The organism is Bacillus mesophilum (genome assembly GCF_008923265.1).
In the GTDB taxonomy this organism is placed as follows: Bacteria; Bacillota; Bacilli; order Bacillales; family Cytobacillaceae; genus Cytobacillus; species Cytobacillus mesophilum.
Genome location: NZ_WBOT01000002.1, coordinates 305603 through 330042, shown reverse-complemented (window position 1 = coordinate 330042; position 24440 = coordinate 305603). Strand labels below are relative to the sequence as shown.

The following is a 24440-nucleotide window of genomic DNA, read 5'->3' as shown; positions in this document are numbered from 1 at the left end:
GTTTTTTAAAAGGATATGAAACATCTTGTTTCATTTCAAGGCATATCCAACTTCATTTTGCATAAACTTGTACAAACAATAATGTGAAACGGGGATTGGCAATGAAACTCTTTAAAAAGCTCGTCATTTTATCGATTACTTTGACATTTCTTTTGGTGAATGTCCCGCATAAAGCAGACGCTGCCATATCTGTCAGTGCCAGCAGCGCGATCTTAATGGAACAAGACTCTGGAAGGGTTCTATATGGAAAAGAGGCAAATACGAAACGAAGAATTGCCAGCATTACCAAAATAATGACGGCGATTCTTGCGGTAGAATCTGACAAGCTTGATGAAATGGTTAAGGTAAGCGGAAATGCGATTAGGGCAGAAGGTTCTTCCATCTATTTGCAGGAAGGTGAAAAGATAAAGCTTGAAGATTTAGTTTATGGGCTAATGCTTCGCTCCGGCAATGATGCAGCTGTTGCGATTGCTGAGCATATTGGCGGCAGTTTAGAAGGTTTTGTTTTTTTAATGAATCAGAAGGCAGAGGAAATTGGGATGATAAATACTCATTTTGAAAATCCTCATGGGCTCGATGATCATGAAAACCATTATTCAACAGCATTTGATATGGCAATCCTGACTCGATATGCAATGGAAAATGAAATGTATAAAAAGATCTCTGGAACAAAGGTACATAGAGCGCCAAATCCAAATGAAAGCTGGGACCGTGTCTGGAATAATAAAAATCGCTTATTAACACAACTGTACGATCATACAACTGGAGGGAAAACGGGCTATACGAAAAGAGCTAAACGGACTTTAGTGACTACAGCAGAGAAGGATGGACTAGAGCTTATTGCTGTTACGCTCAATGGTCCAGATGACTGGAATGACCATATACAAATGTATGAAACAGCCTTTAAAACATACGAATCGGTAGAAATATTATCGGAAGGAAGTATTGAAGAGGCAGATGAAGGAATATATAAAAATAAAATCTATTTAAAAGGTCATTATAGCTATCCAGTAACAGCAGAGGAAAAAGAGAATTTTAAGGTGGAGTATCAATTAATCACTCCTAAAGATGATTGGGAAGAAAGTGCTGACATACCCGATGTGGTCGGGAAAGCCATTGTCTATTTGAATAATGAACAAATAAAAACGATGCCCATTTATTTTGAAAAAGAGCAGGAATTAGAAGAAAAATCATTCTTTGATAAATTCCGCAGTATATTCTCTTTTATTGTAGGTGTGAAGCAAGATGGTTAATATCATTTGGGTTCTATTAACGTTGATTGGAATTGTGTTTGCGATGTTCAATGGAACAATAAGTGAAGTGAATGAAGCTGTCTTTAATGGAGCGAAAGAGGCAGTGACTTTATGTATTGGTTTGATCAGTATTCTCGTCTTCTGGCTCGGAATGATGAGAATTGCTGAGGATGCCGGTCTATTGAAGAAGCTGGCAAACTTGTTTAAACCGATTGTCAAAAGACTATTCCCAGAGGTACCTAACGATCATCCTGCAATGGGTTATATCTTATCCAATATGATGGCCAATTTATTCGGATTAGGCAATGCAGCTACACCGCTGGGGATAAAAGCGATGGAAGAATTAAAAAGGCTAAATGGCGGAAAAGATTATGCTAGCCGCTCGATGATTACTTTTTTAGCAATAAATACTTCGAGCATCACCCTCATTCCAACGACGGTCATTGCCATTCGAATGAATTATGATTCTGCCAATCCTACCGATATAGTCGGACCAACGCTGATTGCAACCTTTTGCTCTGCTGTTGGTGCTATTTTAATAGACCGCTATTTTTATTATAGAAGAACTCGAAAAGGATGAGGTTGTATGCAAATTGTCTCACTTATATCTTTGTGGTTTATACCCGTTTTAATTGGCATCATACTTATCTACGGTACGATAAAAAAAGTTCCGACCTATGAAAGTTTTACTGAAGGCGGTAAAGAAGGAATTAAAATCGCGGTATCAATTATTCCCTTTCTAGTTGGAATGCTTGTAGCGATATCTGTATTTAGAGCATCTGGCGCCCTAGAATATATGATGGGCTTTATCAAACCGGCATTAGAGGCAGTAGGAATTCCTGCTGAAATTGTACCTCTTGCCATCATTCGGCCGATTTCAGGAACGGCGGCACTGGGAATGACGAGTGATTTAATTGCTTCATATGGACCAGATTCCTTTATTGGAAGACTGGCATCCGTGCTGCAGGGGAGTACTGATACTACCTTTTATGTGCTGACGGTCTATTTTGGTGCTGTAGGGATTAAGAAAATGGGAGATGCATTAAAGGTTGGACTGCTGGCTGACCTTGTCGGCATTGGAGCAGCGATCATTGTTGTAACCCTTCTTTTTGCTTAAATGATTGTTACTATAATATATCAAACAAAAACCCGGTTCATTAGCAGGTGTTTAAATCTGTTTAATGGTTCGGTTTTTTTATTGTTTGTATATTATTTTAATAATAGTGAAATAAAGCGTAAATTAGCTTATTTTCATCGTCATTTGCTAATTTTCTGCGAGTTTTTACAGTTTATCGTATAGCTTACTTTGAAAAGAAGCTGGAATATGGCATAATTCATAAGGATAGAAAATGTATTGTCGAAATATATGAGGTGACAAAATGGAAAGATTGCAAAAAGTAATTGCCCATGCTGGCATTGCGTCAAGGCGCAAAGCAGAACAATTAATTAGCGAGGGGCACGTGAGAGTAAATGGTCAAGTCGTCAAAGAGCTGGGAGTTAAGGTTGGCTCTAATGATAAGGTAGAAGTTGATGGCATTCCGATTGAACGGGAACAGCCTGTTTATTTCTTATTTTATAAACCAAGAGGAGTTCTCTCCGCGGTATCAGATGATAAAGGCAGAAAAGTAGTAACGGATTATTTTCAGCAAATCGAACAGCGAATCTACCCTGTTGGTCGATTAGATTATGAAACTTCAGGTTTGCTGCTCTTAACGAATGATGGAGAATTCGCCAACTTGTTAATGCACCCAAGGAATGAGATAGAAAAGGTATATGTGGCAAAAGTGAAAGGCATTCCATCAAAAGAGAGTTTAAGAAGTCTGCAAAAAGGCGTCCGGCTTGAAGATGGAAAAACAGCACCAGCTAAAACAAAGCTATTATCAATGGATAAGAAAAAACAAACATCGATCATAGAATTAATTATTCATGAAGGAAAGAATCGTCAAGTGCGCAGAATGTTCGAAGCAATTGGCCATAATGTCCTGAAATTAAAAAGAGAACGATATGCAGCATTAACTCTAGAAGGACTTTCTCCTGGGGATGGAAGAGAGTTAACTGCTCATGAAGTGAAACAACTCAGAACATTAGCAAATCAAGGGAAAAAATAGAAAATATAGAAATGATTTTATGTAAATGTCACATTTACTTCACATTGTTAACAACGTCTATATGCTAAAAAATGTTATAATTATGTACAAATTGGTTTACTGAGTATTTGTGATCGGATACAAATTGTTTCCTTAAAGCTCTGTTTTTTTGTGTTGAATGGGGAGGGCAAACGATGAAGAAAAAACGGCTTGTGATACGAACGGTGATCCTGCTCCTGCTCGGAGCTGCCGTAGCGTATACATTGTATGCAAATTTCAGCAGTGATGATATTAGAAAAGTGGCTATTAATGAGAAGGCTCCTGATTTTGTATTAACAGATATGGATGGAAATAAGCATCAGCTCTCCGATTATGAGGGACAGGGGGTATTCCTCAACTTCTGGGGAACATGGTGCAAGCCTTGTGAAAAAGAAATGCCTTATATGAACAACCAATATAAGCAATTTAAGGAGCAAGGGGTACAGGTGCTTGCAGTGAATATCAACGAATCGGATTTTGCCGTCAATAAATTCACTTCAAGATATAATCTGGATTTTCCAATTGTAATTGATAAAGGGGAAGTAATGGAAGCTTACGGAATAGGTCCGCTGCCTACAACATTTTTAGTTGATAAGGATGGAATCGTTATCAAGAGACTTGAAAGCGGAATGACTGAGGCAATGATTAAAGGTTACATGGAAGAGATTAAACCATAAGGGTGTATGGGGAGTTTTTACAATGAAAGAAGTTATTTGTGAATGCGGTCACCACAATCCGCATGGTACTGTATTATGTGAATCATGCGGAAAAGTTCTAATTGAAAAAGATAAAGATAAAAAGCTGCTGGATATGCGGTATGAGGGAAGTGCAAGGCGTTCTCAAACCTACAATAAAACAATTATTGATAAAATCTGGAACTTCTTCTCTTCTGTCAAAGTGGGCGTATGGCTAATTGTCATCACATTGATTGCCTCAGCACTAGGAACAATATTTCCGCAAGAAATGTACATACCGCCAGTTATGCCTGCTTCAGAATATTATGAAGACCAATACGGCTGGTTAGGGCAACTATATTATACACTTGGCTTTCATAATTTATACAGTTCTTGGTGGTATCTGCTCTTAATAGCCTCTATTGGAATCTCTATCATTATTGCCAGCTTAGATAGAGGGATTCCTCTTTACAGGTCTTTAAAAACGCAGAGAGTAACAAGACATGAAGGGTTTTTAAAGAGACAGAGATTATTCAGTGTGTCAGAGGCAGGAAGCGAAGATCAAGCGTTCGAATCAGTTAAAGAAAAGCTAAAAGCAAAACGATATCGCATACGTGAAGAAGATGGAAATATCCTCGCTGAAAAAGGCAGATTTTCTAGATGGGGCCCATATGTGAACCATGTTGGCCTTATCATTTTCTTAATAGGCGGTATGCTTAGATTTGTTCCTGGAATGTATGTTGATGAAATTTTATGGGTGAGGGAAGGCGAAACAAAAGTAATTCCTGAAACGGATGGCCAATATTATCTTGAAAATCACGAATTTATTCTTGAGACATATGACAAAGAAAATTCAAAAGAAGAATTTGCTGCAGCCATTGATGATAAAGGAATGGTGGCGAAGAACTTCCAGTCAGATGTCACTTTGTATAAAACAAAGGGAGAAACAGTTCATGGACAAACACCACAACTGGAAAAAGTAAGAGATGACAGCATCCGTGTTAATCATCCACTTAAATTCGAAGATTTGGCCTTATATCAAGTGGACTATAAGCTTGATGAGCTGAATCAAATGACCTTTGCTTTATCCAACAAAGAAACAAATGAGGAATATGGTGATTTAACCATTGACTTGTATGATCCAAAGGACACCTATGATCTTGGTAATGGATATCAAGTAGAGATTGTTAGTTATTTCCCTGATTTTGAATTTGATGAAAACTCTGAGCCTATTACAAAATCAAGAATACCGAACAATCCAGCATTCGTATTTAAAATGTTTACACCAGACAAGCCTGAGGGAGAAGTGAGTTTTGTAGCAATACAGCAAACCATTGAACCTTTCACGGACAATGAATACAAAATGTCTTTTAAAGCGGTAGAAACGAAAGATGTTACAGCATTAACCGTCAGAAAAGACTTAACATTATGGGTGCTGGCACTGGGCGGATTCATTTTTATGATTGGCGTCGCGCAGGGATCCTACTGGAATCATCGCCGAATCTGGCTGCGAAAAGTCGATGGCGAAGTCTGGATGGCAGGGCATACAAATAAAAACTGGCATGGTCTTAAACGTGATATAGCTACTGTTATTGATGGAACAGGCTTGAACGAACCAGCAGATCAGCTTGATAAGAAAGAGTAAACATAGGGGGGAACTTAGGTGGATTTAGTAAGTTTGAGCGGCAATCTTCTTTTTATAGCCTTTTTGCTCTATTTAGTAGGTACGGTATTTTTTGCCGGATCTATTAAAGATAAACGTGCAAAAGAAAGAGAAAAAGGCACTGGCCCAAACAAATGGGCTAAGACTGGGATTGCCATTACCATTGCAGGTTTCATTTCACAGTTAGGATACTTTATTTTAAGATGGATTGCTGCTGGGCACGCTCCTGTCAGTAATCTATTTGAATTTACAACCTTCTTTGGAATGTCATTAGTTGGAGCATTTATTGTTATCTACTTTATATATAAAACGGCGGTATTAGGATTATTTACACTTCCGATTGCAATGCTTCTGATTGGCTATGCAGCTATGTTTCCTAGAGATATTGCACCGCTGGTACCTTCATTGCAGAGCCATTGGCTGCATATTCACGTAACAACAGCAGCGATGGGACAAGCAATCTTAGCCATCAGTTTTGCTGCCGGTCTTCTTTACCTGGTAAAAGTTATTGACCATACAAAAAAGTCAAAAGAAGGCTTTTGGCTTGAAACCGTGATGTTCGGTCTTGTATGTACATTAGGATTTATCCTTATTTCAACAGGATTCTCAGCTTCAGGGTATAAAGCTGATTTCAATTGGATAGATAACAATAATGTAGAGTCAATTGCCGAGTATCAGCTGCCTCCGCTTGTTGGTCCCAATCAGGGAGAGAGCTTGACTGAAGGGGCAATGGATCCCTTGGCTGAAATGCCGGGAATCATTAATGCAAAAAAATTAAATACTGTAATTTGGTCGGTCATGGCGGGAATTGTATTATATCTTCTATTAAGATTAATTCTGCGAAAACGTATTTCAGCAGCTCTTCAGCCATTGACAGCGAAGGTAAACGCAGATTTAGTTGATGAGATCGGCTATCGTTCCGTATTAATTGGATTCCCTGTATTTACACTAGGTGCACTTGTGTTTGCGATGATTTGGGCGCAAATTGCCTGGACGCGTTTCTGGGGCTGGGATCCAAAAGAAGTCTGGGCTCTTATCACCTTCTTATTTTATGCAGCCTATTTGCATCTGCGTCTCTCAAAAGGCTGGCATGGAAAGAAATCAGCGTGGCTTGGCGTAATTGGGTTTATCATTATTATGTTTAATCTAATTGTCGTGAACCTGGTTATTGCCGGATTACACTCATATGCAGGTTCCTAAGCTGTTCAGAATGGCTGAAAATGTAAAATGATTTATATCATAATCTCATAGCCTTCACTTTTAAAAGTGAAGGCTTTCTTTTAAAACAATTATTATTTTTAATAAGGAGATGAATATCATGGATCAAAATGCAAAAATATTAGTTGTAGATGATGAGGAAAGAATTCGCCGCTTATTAAAGATGTACCTGGAGAGAGAAGATTACATAATTGAAGAAGCAGAAGATGGGAATGAGGCATTAGAAAAAGCCCTTCATCAAGAGTATGATGTCATACTTCTCGACTTAATGATGCCAGGAAAAGACGGACTTGAAGTGTGCCGGGAAATTAGAGAAAAAAAAGCGACACCTATTATCATGCTGACAGCTAAGGGAGAAGAAGTAAACCGGGTACAAGGTTTTGAGGTTGGAACAGATGATTATATCGTAAAACCGTTTAGTCCCAGGGAAGTCGTTCTGCGTGTAAAAGCACTGCTCCGCCGTTCTTCTGCTTCAAGTTATGTGCAGGCAGAGCCATCAGCTAAAGATGTAATCGTTTTTCAGCATTTAACTATTGATAATGATGCACATAGAGTTTTAGCGGATGGAAAAGAAGTTAGTTTAACTCCGAAGGAATATGAACTGCTGTATTTTCTGGCGAAGTCTCCTGATAAGGTATTTGATCGGGAACAGCTTCTTAAAGAAGTTTGGCATTATGAGTTTTTCGGAGATTTAAGAACAGTTGATACTCATGTGAAACGATTGCGCGAGAAGCTGAATAAGGTTTCAGAACAGGCAGCTAGAATGATTGTGACTGTTTGGGGAGTGGGCTATAAGTTTGAGGTTATTAATGAATGATGCTTTGGCGAAGTGTAGTAGGCAAGCTGTGGATAACCATTATCCTGCTCGTTTCCTTTGTTTTATTTATTTTAACAGTCATGCTGTTAGAATTTTTTGAAAACTATCATATAGATGAAACCGATAAGGGACTAGAAGCCACAGCCATAAAGATTTCGAGGATTATAGAAGAACATGATCAGGATGTGGGCCTAGAGATTGCATGGGAATTGATTGATGAGGTTACAAAAGTCATCATCATTAAGGATGATGAATATTATTATTCTCCCAATCACCTGAATGATTCAGAGAAATTGCCTATTTCGTATTTAAGAGATGATGAAGAATTAAATCAAGTCTTTACGGATGATCATACTGTTCGAAAAATATCTTCCTATTTTTCAGCTAATCCAGAAGACGAAGACGAAGCAAGAGCATTAATAATTGGTGTTCCTCTTCCGGCTAATGAGAGTGAAGATGGAGCCGTCTTTATTTATCAATCAATTGAAGTCATGCAGGAAACAACGAAAACAACAACAAAATTTATACTTCTAGCGGCTGGTGTGGCAATCATTTTAACCACTATTTTTGCTTTCTTCTTATCAACAAGGATTACTGCGCCGCTCCGAAAAATGAGGGAAGCCGTTTCGGAGGCAGCTAAGGGAAAATTTGATACGAAGGTTCCATTTTTGTCTTATGACGAAATCGGAGAATTGGCTACCGCCTTTAACCAAATGGGAAGGCAGCTTAAATTTAATATGGATGCCCTGAGCCAGGAAAAAGAACAGCTTGCAAGTATTTTAAGCGGAATGGCAGATGGAGTTATTACCTTTAATCGCGATGGAACGATATTGATTACCAATCCACCTGCAGAGAGGTTTTTGCAAAGCTGGTATTTTGAAAAAGGCAATGAATATAATCATACTTCAGAAGCAGTTCCTTCAAAAGTAAGTGAGCTATTTCAGCTAGCAGTCAGTACTGAAAAGGAGCAGGTTGGCGAATTGTCCATCCAGGGCCGCTTCTGGGTCATGATCATTAGTCCTCTCTATAATCAGAAGAATATTCGCGGAGCCGTTGCTGTTATCCGTGATATGACCGAAGAAAGACAGCTGGATAAGCTGCGGAAAGACTTTATTGCCAATGTTTCTCATGAGTTAAGAACCCCAATCGCAATGATGCAGGGCTATAGTGAGGCAATTGTTGACAATATAGCTTCCACAGAGGAAGAAAAAAATGAGATGATTAAGGTCATTCACGATGAATCGCTGCGGATGGGACGCCTTGTAAATGAACTGCTAGATCTCGCAAGGATGGAAGCAGGGCATATTCAGTTAACAAAAGAGCAGGTTGATGTAACTCCTTTTATCCAAAAAATCATCCGTAAATTCCAAGGACTGGCCAAAGAAAAAGGCATCTTTTTGGGAGAGCAGCTGCAAGGAGATTATGTCTTTATGTTTGATCCGGATCGTATGGAGCAAGTTTTAACAAATTTAATTGATAATGCCATGAGGCACACGCCGGAGAGAGGTACAATTTCCGTTACCTCGAGTATGGATGAACGCGGTTTGTACATGGAGGTAGCCGATTCTGGATCAGGAATTCCGGAAGAAGATCTGCCGTTTATCTTCGAACGATTTTATAAAGAGGACAAGGCGAGAACACGAGGAAGATCCGGTACAGGTCTAGGCTTAGCTATTGCAAAGAATATTATTGATGCGCATAAAGGTCATATTACTGTGCAGAGCAGGCTTGGACATGGTACGACATTTTCTATATTTATTCCGCGAAATATTGAATAAATGCTAAAAAAATGCCGATTGTTCTTGATTCACAAGAAACAATCACATATGATGAATAGGAGAAAGGAAGGATATGGCATTGTGATCCTTCCTTTTTTCTATGATAAATATTATATTTAGAGTGTAACTTTTTATCCTCATTTTACGACTATATTATTGAACGGGGAGGGGAATCGATGAACTCCGTTTTTGATGACCTATACAATAAATATCATCATGACGTTTTTCAATTTTTATTTTATATGGTTAGAAACAAGGAACTGGCCGAGGATTTGGTCCAGGAAGTATATATTAGAGTACTGAAATCTTATGAGAAATTTGAGGGGAAAAGCAGTGAAAAAACCTGGCTTTTTTCGATTGCCCGAAACGTTGCAATCGACTCATTCCGCAAGCAAAAAGGATGGAAGCAAAAACTGATTGAAACCTTTGATTGGTCAACGCATCAAGTGAAGGATGATTTGCCTATTCCAGAAGATATCCTTATGCAGAAGGAAGAAGTGCGCGTAATGTATAAATGCCTAGGCTATTGTACTGTTGATCAGAGATCTGTCATTGTGATGAGATATATACAAGAATTAACAATTACTGAAACGGCTGAGGCGTTGAACTGGACGGAAAGCAAAGTTAAAACAACTCAGCATAGGGCACTAAAAGTGCTAAAGAAACATATGGAAGAATTAATGGTAAAGGAGGGTGTGGATCATGCGGAAGAATAATCATAGCGATAGGGATATCGAAGAATTATTGAAACAAATGCCAAAAGTGAAAGATCAGCGCGGAAAACGAGAAGTTTATCAAAATGTGACTATGAAAATGAACCGGCGCAAACGGCAGTCATGGCTCATTCCTACAGCAGCCGCCGCTGCCGCACTGCTTCTTTTGGTTATTCTTATCCCCGGTATGATGGGCGGGCAAGATTCAGCTGAAGAATTTTCAAGCGTTTCAGAAGATTCGGCGCAATATAGTACTGCTACCAATGAATCAGCTGATAGAGAAGAAAGTGCCCAGGAAGAAGATACGAGTACATCCGATGATGAATTTACAAGCTATGAAAATCCTAAGAATAATATAGATGCTTCTCAAGAAGCTGAATCCGAGACAAAAATAGAACAGGAAAATGTCTATACAACAGCTGTATATGAGGAGGAACTTCAGGATCAGGAAGTTCTCACATATCCCATACTGGATAATGAAGTCCAAAATATAGTTTTAGTCAGTGTTTTAGTTCCTAAAGAAGAGGGAAAATCAAAGTTTGATTTATATAAAGAAACAATGTCATCGTTGACTGAAGAAAAATGGGGATTATCTGATAATTATCCATTAGATGCTAATCTTGTTTATAATGAAGAGCAAAAAACGCTGACTGTTGACATGTTTGAAGATCATAGTTATAGCTATGGTCCTGCCAATAGTCTATTTATCAATACTGTGCTAAGCAATCTTTGGTCTGACTTTGATCTTGAAGAAATCACATTAATGACTGATGGAGAACCAGGCGTTCATTTTGAACACAATGAGCCAATGACAGAGTTTGTTCCTAATGATGTAACAGCATATCCAGGTTATTATTTGTTCTACCCGAACGAAACGGATGAACAGCCATTATTTGTTCCATACGTGCACCTTGAACAGCCAGAAACGATTCAGGAAGTATTTGACTTCATGAAACAAGATGTTGATACACATAATTTAAAGGCATCGATACCAGAAGATATTGTTTTTGAAGCGAATGTAGATGATGAAACAGTAGTAATCACATTTACCGATGAGTCAGTAATCGAAGATAATGAAGAAACAGCGCACATGATTGAAGCCTTATTATTAACAGCTAAGGAATTTCATTACGAGCATGTAAGAGTGGAAAATGCGGATGTTGATACAATTGGGAGATTTAATCTCAGTCAGGAGCTGGAACTTCCAATAGCACCAAATCAAAAAGAATTGCCTTAAAACGAGCCTACGTGCTCGTTTTTTTTTTTTAGAAAAAAATTGCATAATCACCCCATATAGGGACACATACTAAAAAACGTGTCTTTGCTGAGAGACTCTTAAATATTAAATGTTCTAATTATGTACATGCCTTCATAGGCTGTGAAAGAGACTTTTAGAATAAAAGGCTGCTGCACATTTGAAATAAATTTCTGCTTTATTTGGTTGGAAAATATGTGCTTAAAGCTTCGAAGATAAGCTGCAGTCAAAATTAGGAGGAAAAACATTGAAGGATTATATAAAGCGTTTATTAATCGCTGGGGGTTTAGCGCTTTGTGTTAGTTTGCTGTTTCTTGGTGGAAAGACGATAAAAGCTGAAACGTTCAATATTACGAGTGAAACAACACACTGGATATGGCCAGCTGATGGAGTTATTACAGATACTTTTGGGACAAGAAATGGAAAACATAAAGGGATTGATATAGCAGCAGAGTCGGGAACACCTGTTTACGCTGTTGATCAGGGTACGATCACGAGATCCTATTATTCTGGTTCTTACGGTCATGTTATTTTTGTCAAACATAAGAATGGCACTGAAACGGTTTATGCCCATTTACAAGAGCGCCTTGGAGAAGAAGGAAATGAAGTAGAACAAGGAGAGGTAATTGGCAGGATGGGCAGTACTGGAAACTCTTCAGGCGTACATTTGCATTTCGAAATACATAAACACGAATGGACATATAAAAAAGAGAATGCTCTTGATCCATTTTTAGCTTTTGGTCATGAATCACTGGGTGATTCAGTCGAAGTATTCGGAAGAGAGGAGTCCGCTGTTAACATAAGAACTGCAGCTGTACTCAATGAATTTGGTTCAAGAGGACAGAATTATGATCATGAATCAGAAGAAGAAAATGAAAAGAATAATGCAGAAAAGACAGAGGAAATTGAGCCAATTACCCATATTGTGCAGAGCGGTGAAACCCTATGGGATATTTCAGTTCAGTATAAAATGGATGTTATTTCCATTCAAGGGGCAAACAAGCTAGACTCAGATCATATTGTACCTGAACAAATTTTAACAATTCCCGACATAGATCCTGATAAGGTTTATTTGGTGAAAAGTGGGGATACCTTGTCTTCTATTGCTGAAGAGAAGAATCTTACAGTACAAGAGTTAAAAGATTTAAATATGTTAAATGACGATACAATTCAAATAAACGAAAGAATCAAGATCTCAAATTAACCTTTTTTCTCCTGCTCAACCGCTGTTTTTCAACAGAGCAGGAGTTTTTTAGTGAGGAAATTCAACTTGTCCATTGCCTGATTTTTCTGATAAGCGTATAATGATGTCTAAATTAAGGGGGAGATTACATGCTCACGGATTATCATAATCATTTGGAAAACGGGACGCTATCATTAGATTATTTAACAAAATTTACAGATAAGGCAAAAGAGCTTGGAATAGAAAGCTTTGGTATTTCAGAACATGCTTATCATTTTTACCAGACGGCTGATATATTACAGAATCCATGGGTAAATGAAAGACGCTATTACGATATGACAGACTATGAAGCTTTATTTCAGAAGGCTTGGAACCATGATATAGATGTCAAAATGTCAATAGAAATGGATTATACTCCAGGAAAGCATAAAGAAATGGAGCAATTTATCAAAAGCTATGATTTCGATTATGTGATTGGCTCCATTCATTGGGTAGGTGACTTCGGCATTGATTTAGCTGAGTACAGAAAAGAATGGGACAGAAGAGACGTTGCTCAAGTTTATAAGGCTTATTTTGACCAGGTTATAACATTGGCAGAGTCTAATTTATTTGATATCGTAGGACATCTTGATTTAGTGAAAATATTTAAATATGTACCAGATGATGAAGAGTTTTTACTAGAGCAATATGAACGGGCAACTGATGCATTAGCGAAGTCAAAAACTTGTGTAGAAATCAGCACGGCAGGGTTAAGAAAACCGGTTGGAGAACTATACCCAGATCCAAGACTGCTGCAAAAATGCTTCGAGAAAAACATACCGATTGTTTTATCATCAGATGCCCATTTTCCAGAGCATGTTGGTGCGAACTTTGACCAAGCTCTGAAACTTGCAAAAGAAATAGGTTATACATCAATTATGACATTTTCAAAGGGAGAAAGAAAAGAATACCCGATTGGCTAACGAGACGGATTGAGAAGAAAATAAAATAAAGCGCGCTGCAATTTGCAGTGCGCTTTTAGTTTTTGGGATACATTAGAATGTGATATGCATCCGCTAAAGCAAAATGGAATTAATGGATACAATGTCCTCTAATTTAGATAAAGCGGATAATGTTTGTTCCTCTATTGGATTATCAAATGATAAAACCATAATCGCTTCTCCACCGGCTTCTTTCCGGCCAACTTGCATTGTGGCAATATTGACTGATAAGTCGCCTAGTATTTTTCCTACGCGGCCAATGACCCCAGGGCGGTCCATATGCTGAATATATAGAAGGTTTCCATCTGGGAGAAAGTCAATATTAAAGCCATTTAAATAAACAATTCGAGGACCATAGTGATCAATGTATGTTCCTCTTACAGTGAAGGCCAAGTCTTCTCCTTTAGCTGTCACCGTAATGCAATTAGAATAGCCAAATGCGTCTACAGAAATTTTTTCACCAATTGTAATGCCGCGCTCTTTTGCTGTTAATAGGGCATTTACTTCATTTACATAAGCATCAATTCTGTTTTTGAAAAAGCCAGAAATTAGCGCTTTTGTTAAGTATGGTGTTTCTAAGTCTGTTGCCGAACCAGAATAGGTGATGCTCAATTCATGAATACCGGTTTTTACACATTGAGACAGAATCGCTCCCATTTGTTTAGCGAGCTGATGAAAGGGCTGCAGCTTAGCATATAAGTCTTTTGATATGGCAGGTAAATTGATTGAATTGGAAACAGGCATATCTTCAAGAAATAATCGGACTTCATGTGCAACTTGAGTAGCTACATTTAATTGAGCTTCTTTTGTTGATGCCCCGAGGTGAGGGGTGGCAATGACTTGATCAAATTTAAGAAGCGGGTGCTCTCCGGGCGGTTCTAATTCAAAAACATCAAGTGCTGCACCTGCCACATGTCCGCTCCCAATATAGTCAGCGAGAGCGAGTTCATCAATAATACCTCCGCGTGCACAATTTAGAAAATATACGCCTTTCTTGGTGAGTGATAAGCTTTTAGAATTAATAAGTCCTTTGGTTTCTGGAGTGAGTGGTGTATGTACGGTGATAATATCAGATGATTGAAGCAAATGCTCTAGTGATGCGGATTCAACGCCAAGTTTAGCTGCACGTTCCTTCGTTAAAAATGGATCAAAAACCGTGATCGTCATGCCAAAAGCCTTGGCGCGTTTAGCAAGCTCTGCTCCAATTCTGCCTAACCCAACAATTCCCAATGTTTTACCGTGAAGCTCCGTTCCAACAAATGTACTGCGTTTCCATTCTGTGTTTTTTACGCTTACATAAGCTTGTGGAATCCTTCTCATTAACGAAGCCATCATGGCAAAGGTATGCTCCGCCGTTGAGATTGTATTGCCGTCTGGTGCATTGACGACAACGATCCCTTTCTTAGTTGCAGCCGGAACATCAATATTGTCTACACCTACTCCTGCTCTGCCAATAATCTTCAAGTTAGGCATTTGCTCCAACAGCTCTTCAGTAACTTTAGTTGCACTCCTGACAAGCAAAGCATCAACGCTTTCAAGACGAACGGATGGATCATCACTTTTCCTCTGAATAATTTCTAAATTAGGCATGTCAAGAAGCGGTTTGAGTCCTTCAGCACTTATTGCATCTGAAACTAATACGGTATACATAAGATCCCCCTGGAGAGTGCGATTTTTTTGACTATTTTACAAGAACGCCAATAGTCTGTCAATTTAAATTATGCACTAATGTAAAAAGGAAACGCTTTAAAGAGTTAAAACACTTGGGCTGAGATTTATTTCTTCACAAAAGGATCATTCTTCAGTATAATGTATCTGTATGATAATTTAATATGGTCTATCTTCGGGGCAGGGTGAAATTCCCGACCGGCGGTGATAAGCGCAATGCTTTAAGCCCGCGAGCCTGATTGTATGGTGTGATGATGCACTTCACTCACATGCCATACGTTAAATTAAGCAGGATTTGGTGCGATTCCAAAGCCGACAGTACAGTCTGGATGGGAGAAGATGGAGGTTCCGCAAGCGTTCAAAAAATGCAGGATTTTGAGCGTTTATTAAAGCGTGCCTATTTCTCCCTCAAGTACATACTTGGGGGTTTTTTAATGCCGCTTACTTTGCTGAACCTTTCTTCTTTAGGAGAGATAGCCTAAAAAGGAGAGAGGAAAAAATGAAAAAATTGAATGTAAAAGCTTTTGTAGCAATTGGAATGCTGAGCAGTATCGCATATGTATTAATGCTGCTGAACTTCCCGATGCCGCCATTTCCTAATTTTCTAATGATTGATTTCAGTGATATTCCTGCACTAATCGCTGCATTAATCTTTGGACCGCTGGCCGGCATTTTGGTTGAATTATTTAAAAATATTCTGGATTATTTTATGACAGGAAGTGCTACTGGAGTTCCTGTAGGACATATATCTAATTTTCTGGCAGGAATCTTATTTGTTCTTCCCGTTTACTATATTTTCAATCGTCTTAAATCGAAAAAAGGAATGACAATTGGACTGATCTCGGGCTCAATCATCATGGCGATTATGATGAGTGTACTCAATTATATAGTGATTCTTCCTGCGTACACATTCTTTTTGAATTTTCCTGCGATGTCTGCTCCTGAAATGCGGACCATGGTTGTTACGGGGATCCTTCCTTTTAATATCATCAAAGGATTATTAATTGCAGCCGTATTTATGCTGATCTACTCTAAAATGAGTGTATGGATAACCAAACAAAGTCAAAATGCACTTAAAAGTGCCGTTTAAATGAAAAAGAGCAGCCTTAGAAGCTGCTCTTTTTATTTACGCATTAAAAGAAAAATCTCCTTTCAGGTGAAAGGAGATTTTAGAAGAAACCTTTTTTATTCGTATTTAAGCGGATCTCCCTCAAAGGAATCATCTGCCACTTTAATAGAATCAGTAGGACAGCCTTCAAAAGCATCCATCATATCGTCCATAAGAACATCAGGAACTTCAACCGTACCTTGGTTATCATCTAATGTAACAAAGGCAATGCCTTCATCATCATAATCATAAATATCTGGAGCAGCAGCTCCGCAAGCCCCGCATGCGATACATGTATCTTTGTCAACGATTGTATATTTAGCCATCTTAAAAAAACCTCCTGAATGAATTAAAAAAAGAAATATATCTTGTTCTTCTGCGCGCTGCAGAATCTCGTCCCTCATTCCTATTGTAAAACTGAAACTTCAACTTTTCAATAAAAAGATGTTGAGAATACTTATCACAGTAGGGTTTTCGTGTTTTGCAAACGAATAAAACGCTTACATTAAACAACCCTTTTTCTTTCATGATACAATGATCGTAACGGTTTAAAAGATAACTGTTCACTTTTTAATTTATACGAAATTTGATAAGGGGATACAATACAATGTTTGGGTGTTATAAAAAGAGCATTATCCTATATTGCCTCCAGCGAATAGCAGATGAACGCACCGTCTATTCTGTTTTCCATTTATTAAATGGCAAAAAATCCTCCCAAACTATCCAAGATGCTTTTCTTTTTCAGCTCACACCATTTTTTCGTGTATATCCTTCTATGACAAGGCTGGAATTTGATCAGCACCTGGCAGAAATGACAAAGGAAAAATGGATTTTAGAATATGAACCTTCTCAGTATCGTCTTACTGACCTGGGCAGAGAGGCATTAAAGGAACAATTAAAAAAGCAGCCGCTGCCTTTAAACTTAAACGGCTGGAAATATCATCAACTATCTGTTGTATTTTGGGAAAGGCTATCATTACTCGTACAGGTCATTTCAAACCTCATGCATAGCTATTCTAAATATTTGCCGATTCAGCGTAAAAAAGAAACACATTTATGGCTTAAACAATTTTTGCAGGACACGAAGATGGACAGACAAGATCTTGCCCAAAAAGTCTTTAATGAACTGGTCGACTGTCTTGAAAATAGCTCTAGTATACAGCCGGAATTCTTGATCAGCAGGCTGACTGGAGCGGAGACAATTGGTCTTACGAAAGAACAGGCAGCATTACAGTATTCAATGGACCAGGATTATTTTGAGCTGCAGTTTCAAAGTATTCTGCATACTATGCTCACGGTGATAAAAGAGAAACCTGTTCAATTGCCATTACTGAATAAAGTAACACAGTCTGCTGAAACTGAATTTACGATGACCATCTCTGCGCAAAGAACGGAAGAATTATTGCAGCAGGGGTTCACAATTGAAGAAATAGCAACTTTTAGAAAGCTAAAGAGAAACACAATAGAGGACCATATTGTCGAACTTGCACTCAACAAGCCTGATTTTGAAATAGGAAGATTTGTTTCGGATAAAAATGTGGCCGAAATAGCAGAAGCAGTAAAAAAAGTAACATCGAAACAGCTAAAACATATTAAAACGATTGTTCCGCATGCACAGTATTTTGAGATAAGGTTAGTACTTGCGGTATTTGGTGACTCATTATGATGATTGAAGAAGTATTAAAAGAACGTTTTGGCTATAGCCATTTCAGAAGCGGTCAAAGGGAAGTGATTACCGCTCTTTTAGCAGGGAAAAATACGCTGGCTATGCTTCCAACAGGTACAGGGAAATCACTCTGTTATCAGCTGCCAGGTTATATGCTAAATGGACAAGTAGTTATTGTATCCCCTTTGCTTTCTTTAATGCAGGATCAGGTTGATCAGCTGAAAGTAAATGGAGAAAAAAGTGTTATTGCCATTAATTCTTTTTTATCTTTTGATGAAAAGCTGAATGCTTTAAGACAATTAAATACATTTAAATTTATTTTTATCTCACCGGAAATGCTGGTGTCAGAAAATGTTCTAGCAAGAATGAAAAGTCTAAATATCTCCTTGTTTGTTATTGATGAAGCTCATTGTATATCACAATGGGGCCATGATTTCAGACCAGATTACTTAAAGCTTGGTTATATTCGCGAGAAGCTGGGACATCCCTTGACAGTTGCCCTGACAGCAACGGCAACAAGTGAAGTCCGTGCGGATATCATTCATTCACTCTCAATTCTGGATTGCGAACAAATTATTTATTCTGTTAACAGACCTAACATTACAATTGCTGTAGAGCACTTTCAGCATTATCGGGAAAAAAGGGATCGCTTAATCGAACTTGCCAAAAGATTGCAAGGACCCGGTATTGTTTATTTTTCAAGTAAAAAATTGGCAGAGCAAATAGCTGCTGATTTAAAACAGCAGGGAGTCGGAAATGTGATGCCTTACCATGGTGGTCTTGAGCAGGAGACAAGAATGCTCATTCAGCAGCAATTTCTGCATGGGCAGCTTGATCTTATATGTGCCACAAGTGCTTTCGGGATGGGAATCAATAAAGAAAATATTCGATATGTCATTCATTTTCATATGCCGATGCAATTTGAATCGTATGTGCAGGAAATTGGCCGAGCCGGGAGGGACGGTCATCCCTCTATTGCATATATGCTTTATAGTGCGGGAGATGAAATGCTTCAGCATCAGTTAATAGAAGGAGAGCTGCCGGATGAATCACAAATATCCCTTCTTGAAAACTGGCTGAACGAACAAAAACCAACCCTTCAGAATGTGACAGAGTTTGAAGAAGAATTATCATTGATTTGCGGATTCAATGAAATTCAACTTAGATTAACCCTTGATTACTTAAAGAATTGCCTGGCTAACGGTAATGAGTTCTCAGTGTTCAGTTCTAAATTTAAAACCTTTATTAAGGAACGACTGGATAGCAAGAAAAGAAAAATTGAAGAAATGGTCAATTGGATAAGTTCGGAAAAGTGCAGAAGACTTCAGCTGCTAGATTATTTTGAAGAGTCGGAGCAGCAGCAGATGAATGATTGCTGTGATCATTGCGGATTTTCGTTAGTGCCATTTGAGCGCATACAAGCAGCAAATACAAAAAGCATTTATAACGAGATCAACTGGAAAGAAAGATTGGCAGACATAATGCTGAAGAAACGAGAGGGAGAGCATTGAATAATCGCCGTAGTGATTTATTGGAGGAAATTTCTGATCGTGAGCTCGTATTTCACCTATATTTGACGCAAGTTATTCTACTTGCACTTTCAGCGTTATTAGCTTGGATATTTTTTGACCAATACAGTGAAATGTTCGCTCTGTTTAAATGGGATATTAAAGAAATCGTGTTAATTGGCGGCGGAGCGGGTATTCTTGTTGTTCTTTTTGATACTATAATGATGAAGATTCTGCCGAAATCTTATTATGATGATGGCGGATTGAATGCAAAAATTTTCAGCAAGCGTCCTGTATGGCACATCGCAGTGATTTCACTCGTTGTGGCCATAAGCGAAGAGATCCTCTTCCGCGGTATCATACAAACTCATTTCGGGCTTATCATCTCAAGTGCTGTTTTTGCACTTATTCATTTTCGATATTTATTTCACTGGTATTTATTTTTAAATATTGTGGCACTCAGTTTTTTTATTGGTTATATTTATGTTATAACAGAAAATTTATTTGTGACTATTTTCATGCATTTTTTGATTGATTTTATACTTGGGGTCATCATTAAGTATGGTAAAAACACGAATAATTCAGTATAGGCAGGGATGATTTATGAATAAAGAGGGTCCATATAGAGATCAAGCAGAAAGGCTGCGAAAAAAGATTACCAAAAAAGCTGCTGAGAAAACAGATGTGGTGAAAGAGGAGCTTCCTCCACGGAGCAGAATGCATAGAAACAAGAAGACGAAAAAAGGCATTAAAGTTAAATACCCTGTGATTCGGCTGCTTGCCCTATTCTTTATTTTGCTTCCAATTATTATTTTTACTGTGTACACGTATGCGAATTGGGGAGATAGTGAAACGACGACAGCTTCTTCAGGCTTTGAAACATTTGATTACGGGAAAAACAATGGGAATGAAAATGAAGTGATTTTTGAAATAGATGAACAAATGGACGAGAACAATGAAGAACAGCCAGAGGAGGACAAGCAGCAAACTGAGGATCAAGATCAGAAAGCTGATCCGGCTGAACAGCCCTCTGAACCAGATTCATCTAATAAACCTGAACAGAACAATCAAAAAGAACCAGCAGACGAGACCGATAAGCAGCAAGACGAAATTACAAATGAGAGCAATAAGCAAAATAGTGAACCAGCAGAAGGGAAAATCGTCTATCATACTGTGAAAGCAAGTGAAACATTGTTTCGGGTCAGCATGAACTATTATGGTTCTCCAGATGGTGTAGAAATCATTAAGCAGGCTAATGGCCTTTCAAGCAATGAAATTCAAGCGGGACAAGTCTTAAAAATCCCTTTAAATCAATAACCTTAACTACCCCTTATTGATCATATTTAAGCGTACAAGCTCATATGATGTACGGATAATAGGGAGGGGTAAGGATGGAAACAGCCATTATTGAACTGGATCACCGAACAGATCAGGCTACAAGGCAAATGCTGCAAAAAGTCGTGGATAAAAAGAGAAAATTTGATAAATTAAAGCTCGGGCATTTATATGTAATGTGGGCCGTGGTAATTGCTTCATTCTTATATCTTCTCTTATTATATAAGAATGTTATGGAACCATACTCTTATTCTTTTGAAGCCATGTTTTCAGCATTTGTTCATTTGCCATTTAATATGTATATGCTGGTCTTTATCGTTGCTTTATACGGCTTTATGAATGTCTTAAAAGAAAAACGCGAAAAAGCGGATAAAGAATTTAATGCTTTAAGATGTGAAATCATCGATAAGAGCAAGGATTTATGGAAGAAAGAAGAAGAATGGAAAAATCGCCACTTGGTATATGAAATGATGAAAAAAACATTTGATGTTAATTTATATCATGAAAATAAATAGTGAAGGAAAAAAGAAGCGCTGAGCTTCTTTTTTATTTTGAAATAACATTAAATCTTAAGAAATTTTTATTTAGGGATCTGTCTTATATGATTCATAAAAGAATTAGCAGAAGGAAAAGATTACTTTATTTTAATTTCTGCCGACACTCGGTTTACAGCATACAAAAGGGTAAAGAACCTAATATTTGGGTATCTGCCAGTTGAAAACTTATTCATTTAATATCAATTTTAAACTTTCTCTATAATTTATGAATTAAATGTGAAATTCAAGTTAGTTTAGCTCATAAAAGAGGTATTTTCATGGTTATGTGGAAATATACGTATATACTGAAAAGAATAGGTGAGGTGGTTTTAATGTTTGTAAAAAATAGCATGATTCCTAAGCATGGATGTATAACTATTCAGGAAGATGAAACTTTACAAGCTGCCTTGGAGAAGCTGGAGGAACACAAAATTGATGCGCTTCCAGTACTAAAAGGCGAACAATATGCTGGAATTGTTACGAGATATCATATTTATGAATCGTTTTTCTCAAAAGGCGGATCGAAAGAAGATTATTTAAATAATACGCTCGCAAAAGATATTGTTACTTTTGTAGACAAATACTTAGAAGGAAGCGAAGTATTTGAAAACACATTGCTGGAATTAAAAGATTTCCCGCTGTTAGCTGTAGTAGGACCAAATCAGAAGTTTCTGGGTATTGTGACTAGATTTGATGTCCTCGCACAGTTTCAATCTGCTTTCGGGACCAATCGACCTGGAGTAAGAATTGCTTTTACATCAGTTGAATCTGAGGGCAGAATTGCACGGCTTGCAGAAATTGCTCATCAATTCCATGAGCATATTATCTCCTTAGTAACCTTTGATGAGACAGATAAGCTTGTAAGGCGTATTGTAATGAAAGTAGAAAAGAATGAAAATATAGATAAGTTTACTAAAAAACTGGAAAGCTCAGGCTTTAGAATTATAAGCATTCAGGAGATGTAAGAGGCACTGGGATGGGGCATAAATAGTTAGTATATTATCCATCCGGATGATTAGAACATAACACTTTCTAATCATCCGTTTTTTATTATTGCTTTTTAAAAAATCTTCAATATTAATAAAATATAATAGATGAAAAAGCTGCAAGAAGAGAATTTCTTGACAGCAATTAAGCATGATAAGAAGAGCCCCACAGTTAAATTGTACAAGGTGCAAATTATATATTCTCCCCGGAACTTCCATCTTTCCCACTACATACACTAAATAGTCAATTACAAATAAGCTGGCCAACGATGGCGAGTTTTCTTTATACTTTTAAAAATTGTGTGATAAAATCATAACATTCGTCGCTTTTACGACAATTGAAAATGGATGACGCTCGTTGAGAGCTTTTTGGGGGTTCATATGATTTATTTTATCGTGCTGTTCGTATTATTAATGATTTTTCTGCTTCTATATATGGTAAAAGAGGCATTTGCCAATAGAATCCTGCATCAGGAATTAGTTTTTGATGATTTTCCTATCGGGTTCGGAGAAGTTAAGATTTTCTTTATATCGGATATCCATAAGAGAAAAATCCATGAGGATATTATTAACGAAGCTTCTGCTTCCAAGCCTGATATGGTGATTATCGGCGGAGACTTGCTGGAGAAAAAGGTTCCTTTGTCTAGAGTGAAAGAGAATCTGCAGAAATTAAAGAGTGCTGCGCCGGTATATTTCATTTGGGGAAATAATGATTATGAGGTTGATGTCAAAAAATTGAATGCATTGCTAATCGAATGCGGTGTAAAAATATTGGATAACTGTGCTGTTACCTTCAAGTCTGCGTTTAATGAATCTTATGCGCTATTAGGTATTAATGATATAAGCTTAAAAAAGGATCGTCTTGATTTAGCGATAAAAGATGCAGTAGACGCTGATTTTAGAATACTAGTAAGTCATGAACCAAGAGTTATGAGCAAACTGAAGAATGATCATCGTATTTCTTTAGTTCTAAGCGGACATACACACGGAGGGCAAATTCATTTTTTAGGATTTGGTTTGTATGAAAAGGGGAAGATAAAAAAGGCGGACACCGCTACCATTTTAATTAGTAATGGATATGGCACTACCGCGCTGCCTCTTCGGCTAGGAGCAAAAGCTGAGACTCATCTTCTCACAATAAAAAACTCAAATCTCTAATTTAAACTGATGTGTTAAAATGAGCATAAATCCCTGTTTGCCAACGTCAATGATGAAATGTTAAATATGACAGTATTGGACTAATCACCATCTCAGATTTCTTTCATACACTATCGCAAGAGTTGGTTCAGCAGGGGGCATAAATATGCGCTTAGAACGTTTGAATTATAACAAAATTAAAATTTTCCTTTCCTTGGACGATTTAATAGACAAAGGTTTGACAAAAGAGGATATTTGGAAAGATTCACTGAAATGGCATCAGTTATTTCATGAAATGCTAGAAGAAGCAAGTGAAACTTTTGGGTTTGAAATATATGGATCAGTTGCAGTGGAAATCTTTTCTGTGCAGGCACAAGGGATGATTATGATCGTTACGATGGAAGAGCATACTGAAGAAGAAGAACTGCTGCAAGAAGGCTTTGTTGAAATGCAAGTTACAATAGATAGCACAGAAGAGAGCGTCTATGAATTTAAAGAATTTGATGACATTATCCTGCTTGCAGGGACATTGTATAGAAATGGTTTTGATGAAGGAAGCATCTACTACTGGAACAACAAATATTTCTGTATATTAAAGGCTGATTCTTCACAAGCTGCAAAACAATTATTTGCCTTAACAGAAGAATACGGCAGTTTAAGTAGTCTTACCAGCCATTATTTGCTTGAATATGGAAAGCCGATAATCAAAGAAAAAGCGATCCAAAATATACATCATTACTTTCATGGGTGAGTGCTATCTTAGAAAGCAGCCCTTAATACTGGATAACAGTAAGCCTCCACTTGGCTGTTAGAGAGGAGGCTTATGATTATATTTG

At 37.7% G+C, this 24440-nt stretch carries 24 protein-coding genes and 1 riboswitch; of the genes, 22 read left to right on the top strand and 2 right to left on the bottom strand.

Translation table 11 applies throughout. The features are described from left to right. Nucleotides 1-101: 101 nt before the first annotated feature. The 13 genes from F7732_RS06500 to F7732_RS06440 all read left to right on the top strand — a co-directional run bounded on the left by F7732_RS06500 (nt 102) and on the right by F7732_RS06440 (nt 13642). Nucleotides 102-1253 (top strand): D-alanyl-D-alanine carboxypeptidase family protein, encoded by a 1152-nt coding sequence (locus F7732_RS06500; protein WP_151573129.1) that lies wholly within the window; start codon nt 102-104, stop codon nt 1251-1253. Further along, nucleotides 1246-1833 carry a nucleoside recognition domain-containing protein gene (locus tag F7732_RS06495; RefSeq protein ID WP_151573128.1) on the top strand — a complete coding sequence of 196 codons (588 nt, stop codon included), beginning with the start codon at nt 1246-1248 and terminating at the stop codon, nt 1831-1833. The genes F7732_RS06500 and F7732_RS06495 overlap by 8 nt, the downstream gene beginning before the upstream one ends. A 6-nt stretch (nt 1834-1839) precedes the next feature. Further along, the gene (locus F7732_RS06490) at nt 1840-2370 is read left to right on the top strand and encodes a spore maturation protein (protein WP_151573127.1); all 531 of its coding nucleotides are present in this window, start codon (nt 1840-1842) and stop codon (nt 2368-2370) included. A gap of 262 nt (nt 2371-2632) precedes the next feature. Next, the gene (gene rluB, locus F7732_RS06485; RefSeq protein WP_151573126.1) at nt 2633-3361 is read left to right on the top strand and encodes a 23S rRNA pseudouridine(2605) synthase RluB; all 729 of its coding nucleotides are present in this window, start codon (nt 2633-2635) and stop codon (nt 3359-3361) included. 173 nt (nt 3362-3534) lie between these two features. Further along, a complete protein-coding gene (gene resA, locus F7732_RS06480) occupies nt 3535-4056 on the top strand; it encodes a thiol-disulfide oxidoreductase ResA (protein ID WP_151573125.1) in 522 nt (173 codons plus the stop codon). A gap of 22 nt (nt 4057-4078) precedes the next feature. After that, entirely contained in the window at nt 4079-5698 is a 1620-nt protein-coding gene (gene resB, locus F7732_RS06475; RefSeq protein ID WP_151573124.1) for a cytochrome c biogenesis protein ResB, read from the top strand. An 18-nt stretch (nt 5699-5716) separates the two neighbouring features. Continuing rightward, nucleotides 5717-6916 (top strand): c-type cytochrome biogenesis protein CcsB, encoded by a 1200-nt coding sequence (gene ccsB / locus F7732_RS06470; protein ID WP_151573123.1) that lies wholly within the window; start codon nt 5717-5719, stop codon nt 6914-6916. A gap of 118 nt (nt 6917-7034) precedes the next feature. Next, nucleotides 7035-7751 carry a response regulator transcription factor gene (locus tag F7732_RS06465; protein WP_151573122.1) on the top strand — a complete coding sequence of 239 codons (717 nt, stop codon included), beginning with the start codon at nt 7035-7037 and terminating at the stop codon, nt 7749-7751. Next, the gene (locus F7732_RS06460) at nt 7748-9529 is read left to right on the top strand and encodes an ATP-binding protein (protein WP_151573121.1); all 1782 of its coding nucleotides are present in this window, start codon (nt 7748-7750) and stop codon (nt 9527-9529) included. Before F7732_RS06465 ends, F7732_RS06460 begins: the two co-directional genes overlap by 4 nt. Before the next feature lie 176 nt (nt 9530-9705). Next, nucleotides 9706-10245 (top strand): RNA polymerase sigma factor SigX, encoded by a 540-nt coding sequence (sigX, locus tag F7732_RS06455; protein WP_151573120.1) that lies wholly within the window; start codon nt 9706-9708, stop codon nt 10243-10245. Beyond that, nucleotides 10232-11479: a hypothetical protein gene (locus tag F7732_RS06450; RefSeq protein ID WP_151573119.1), complete on the top strand. Its 1248-nt coding sequence runs from the start codon at nt 10232-10234 to the stop codon at nt 11477-11479. Before sigX ends, F7732_RS06450 begins: the two co-directional genes overlap by 14 nt. A gap of 265 nt (nt 11480-11744) precedes the next feature. Next, a complete protein-coding gene (locus F7732_RS06445) occupies nt 11745-12701 on the top strand; it encodes a M23 family metallopeptidase (RefSeq protein WP_151573118.1) in 957 nt (318 codons plus the stop codon). 128 nt (nt 12702-12829) lie between these two features. Next, the gene (locus F7732_RS06440; protein ID WP_151573117.1) at nt 12830-13642 is read left to right on the top strand and encodes a histidinol-phosphatase; all 813 of its coding nucleotides are present in this window, start codon (nt 12830-12832) and stop codon (nt 13640-13642) included. A 93-nt stretch (nt 13643-13735) separates the two neighbouring features. On the opposite strand, the gene serA is transcribed toward F7732_RS06440, so the two are convergent. Further along, nucleotides 13736-15310, bottom strand: coding sequence for a phosphoglycerate dehydrogenase (gene serA, locus F7732_RS06435; RefSeq protein WP_151573116.1), 1575 nt, complete (start codon nt 15308-15310; stop codon nt 13736-13738). A 185-nt stretch (nt 15311-15495) separates the two neighbouring features. Continuing rightward, a riboswitch (FMN riboswitch) is annotated at nt 15496-15673 on the top strand. A 154-nt stretch (nt 15674-15827) separates the two neighbouring features. Here serA and F7732_RS06430 point away from each other — a divergent pair. Then, nucleotides 15828-16418, top strand: a complete 591-nt coding sequence (locus F7732_RS06430; protein ID WP_151573115.1) for an ECF transporter S component — start codon at nt 15828-15830, stop codon at nt 16416-16418. A 95-nt stretch (nt 16419-16513) separates the two neighbouring features. Here the strand turns inward: F7732_RS06430 and F7732_RS06425 are convergent, their stop codons facing one another. Next, nucleotides 16514-16762: a ferredoxin gene (locus F7732_RS06425; RefSeq protein ID WP_066444059.1), complete on the bottom strand. Its 249-nt coding sequence runs from the start codon at nt 16760-16762 to the stop codon at nt 16514-16516. A gap of 281 nt (nt 16763-17043) precedes the next feature. Here F7732_RS06425 and F7732_RS06420 point away from each other — a divergent pair, with 281 nt between their 5' ends. From F7732_RS06420 to F7732_RS06385, 8 genes are all read left to right on the top strand, one after another. Next, a complete protein-coding gene (locus tag F7732_RS06420) occupies nt 17044-18102 on the top strand; it encodes a YpbB family protein (protein WP_151573114.1) in 1059 nt (352 codons plus the stop codon). After that, nucleotides 18099-19613, top strand: coding sequence for a RecQ family ATP-dependent DNA helicase (locus tag F7732_RS06415; RefSeq protein ID WP_151573113.1), 1515 nt, complete (start codon nt 18099-18101; stop codon nt 19611-19613). Before F7732_RS06420 ends, F7732_RS06415 begins: the two co-directional genes overlap by 4 nt. After that, a complete protein-coding gene (locus F7732_RS06410; protein ID WP_151573112.1) occupies nt 19610-20200 on the top strand; it encodes a CPBP family intramembrane glutamic endopeptidase in 591 nt (196 codons plus the stop codon). Before F7732_RS06415 ends, F7732_RS06410 begins: the two co-directional genes overlap by 4 nt. A gap of 13 nt (nt 20201-20213) precedes the next feature. Beyond that, on the top strand, nt 20214-20927 hold the full coding sequence (locus F7732_RS06405) for a LysM peptidoglycan-binding domain-containing protein (RefSeq protein ID WP_151573111.1): 714 nt from the start codon (nt 20214-20216) through the stop codon (nt 20925-20927). Nucleotides 20928-21001: 74 nt separating this feature from the next. Next, the gene (locus F7732_RS06400) at nt 21002-21460 is read left to right on the top strand and encodes a YpbF family protein (RefSeq protein ID WP_151573110.1); all 459 of its coding nucleotides are present in this window, start codon (nt 21002-21004) and stop codon (nt 21458-21460) included. Between the two features lie 353 nt (nt 21461-21813). Beyond that, a complete protein-coding gene (locus F7732_RS06395) occupies nt 21814-22446 on the top strand; it encodes a CBS domain-containing protein (protein WP_151573109.1) in 633 nt (210 codons plus the stop codon). 402 nt (nt 22447-22848) lie between these two features. Then, a complete protein-coding gene (locus F7732_RS06390; RefSeq protein WP_151573108.1) occupies nt 22849-23625 on the top strand; it encodes a metallophosphoesterase in 777 nt (258 codons plus the stop codon). A 145-nt stretch (nt 23626-23770) separates the two neighbouring features. Then, nucleotides 23771-24355: a genetic competence negative regulator gene (locus tag F7732_RS06385; protein ID WP_151573107.1), complete on the top strand. Its 585-nt coding sequence runs from the start codon at nt 23771-23773 to the stop codon at nt 24353-24355. Nucleotides 24356-24440 lie beyond the last annotated feature (85 nt).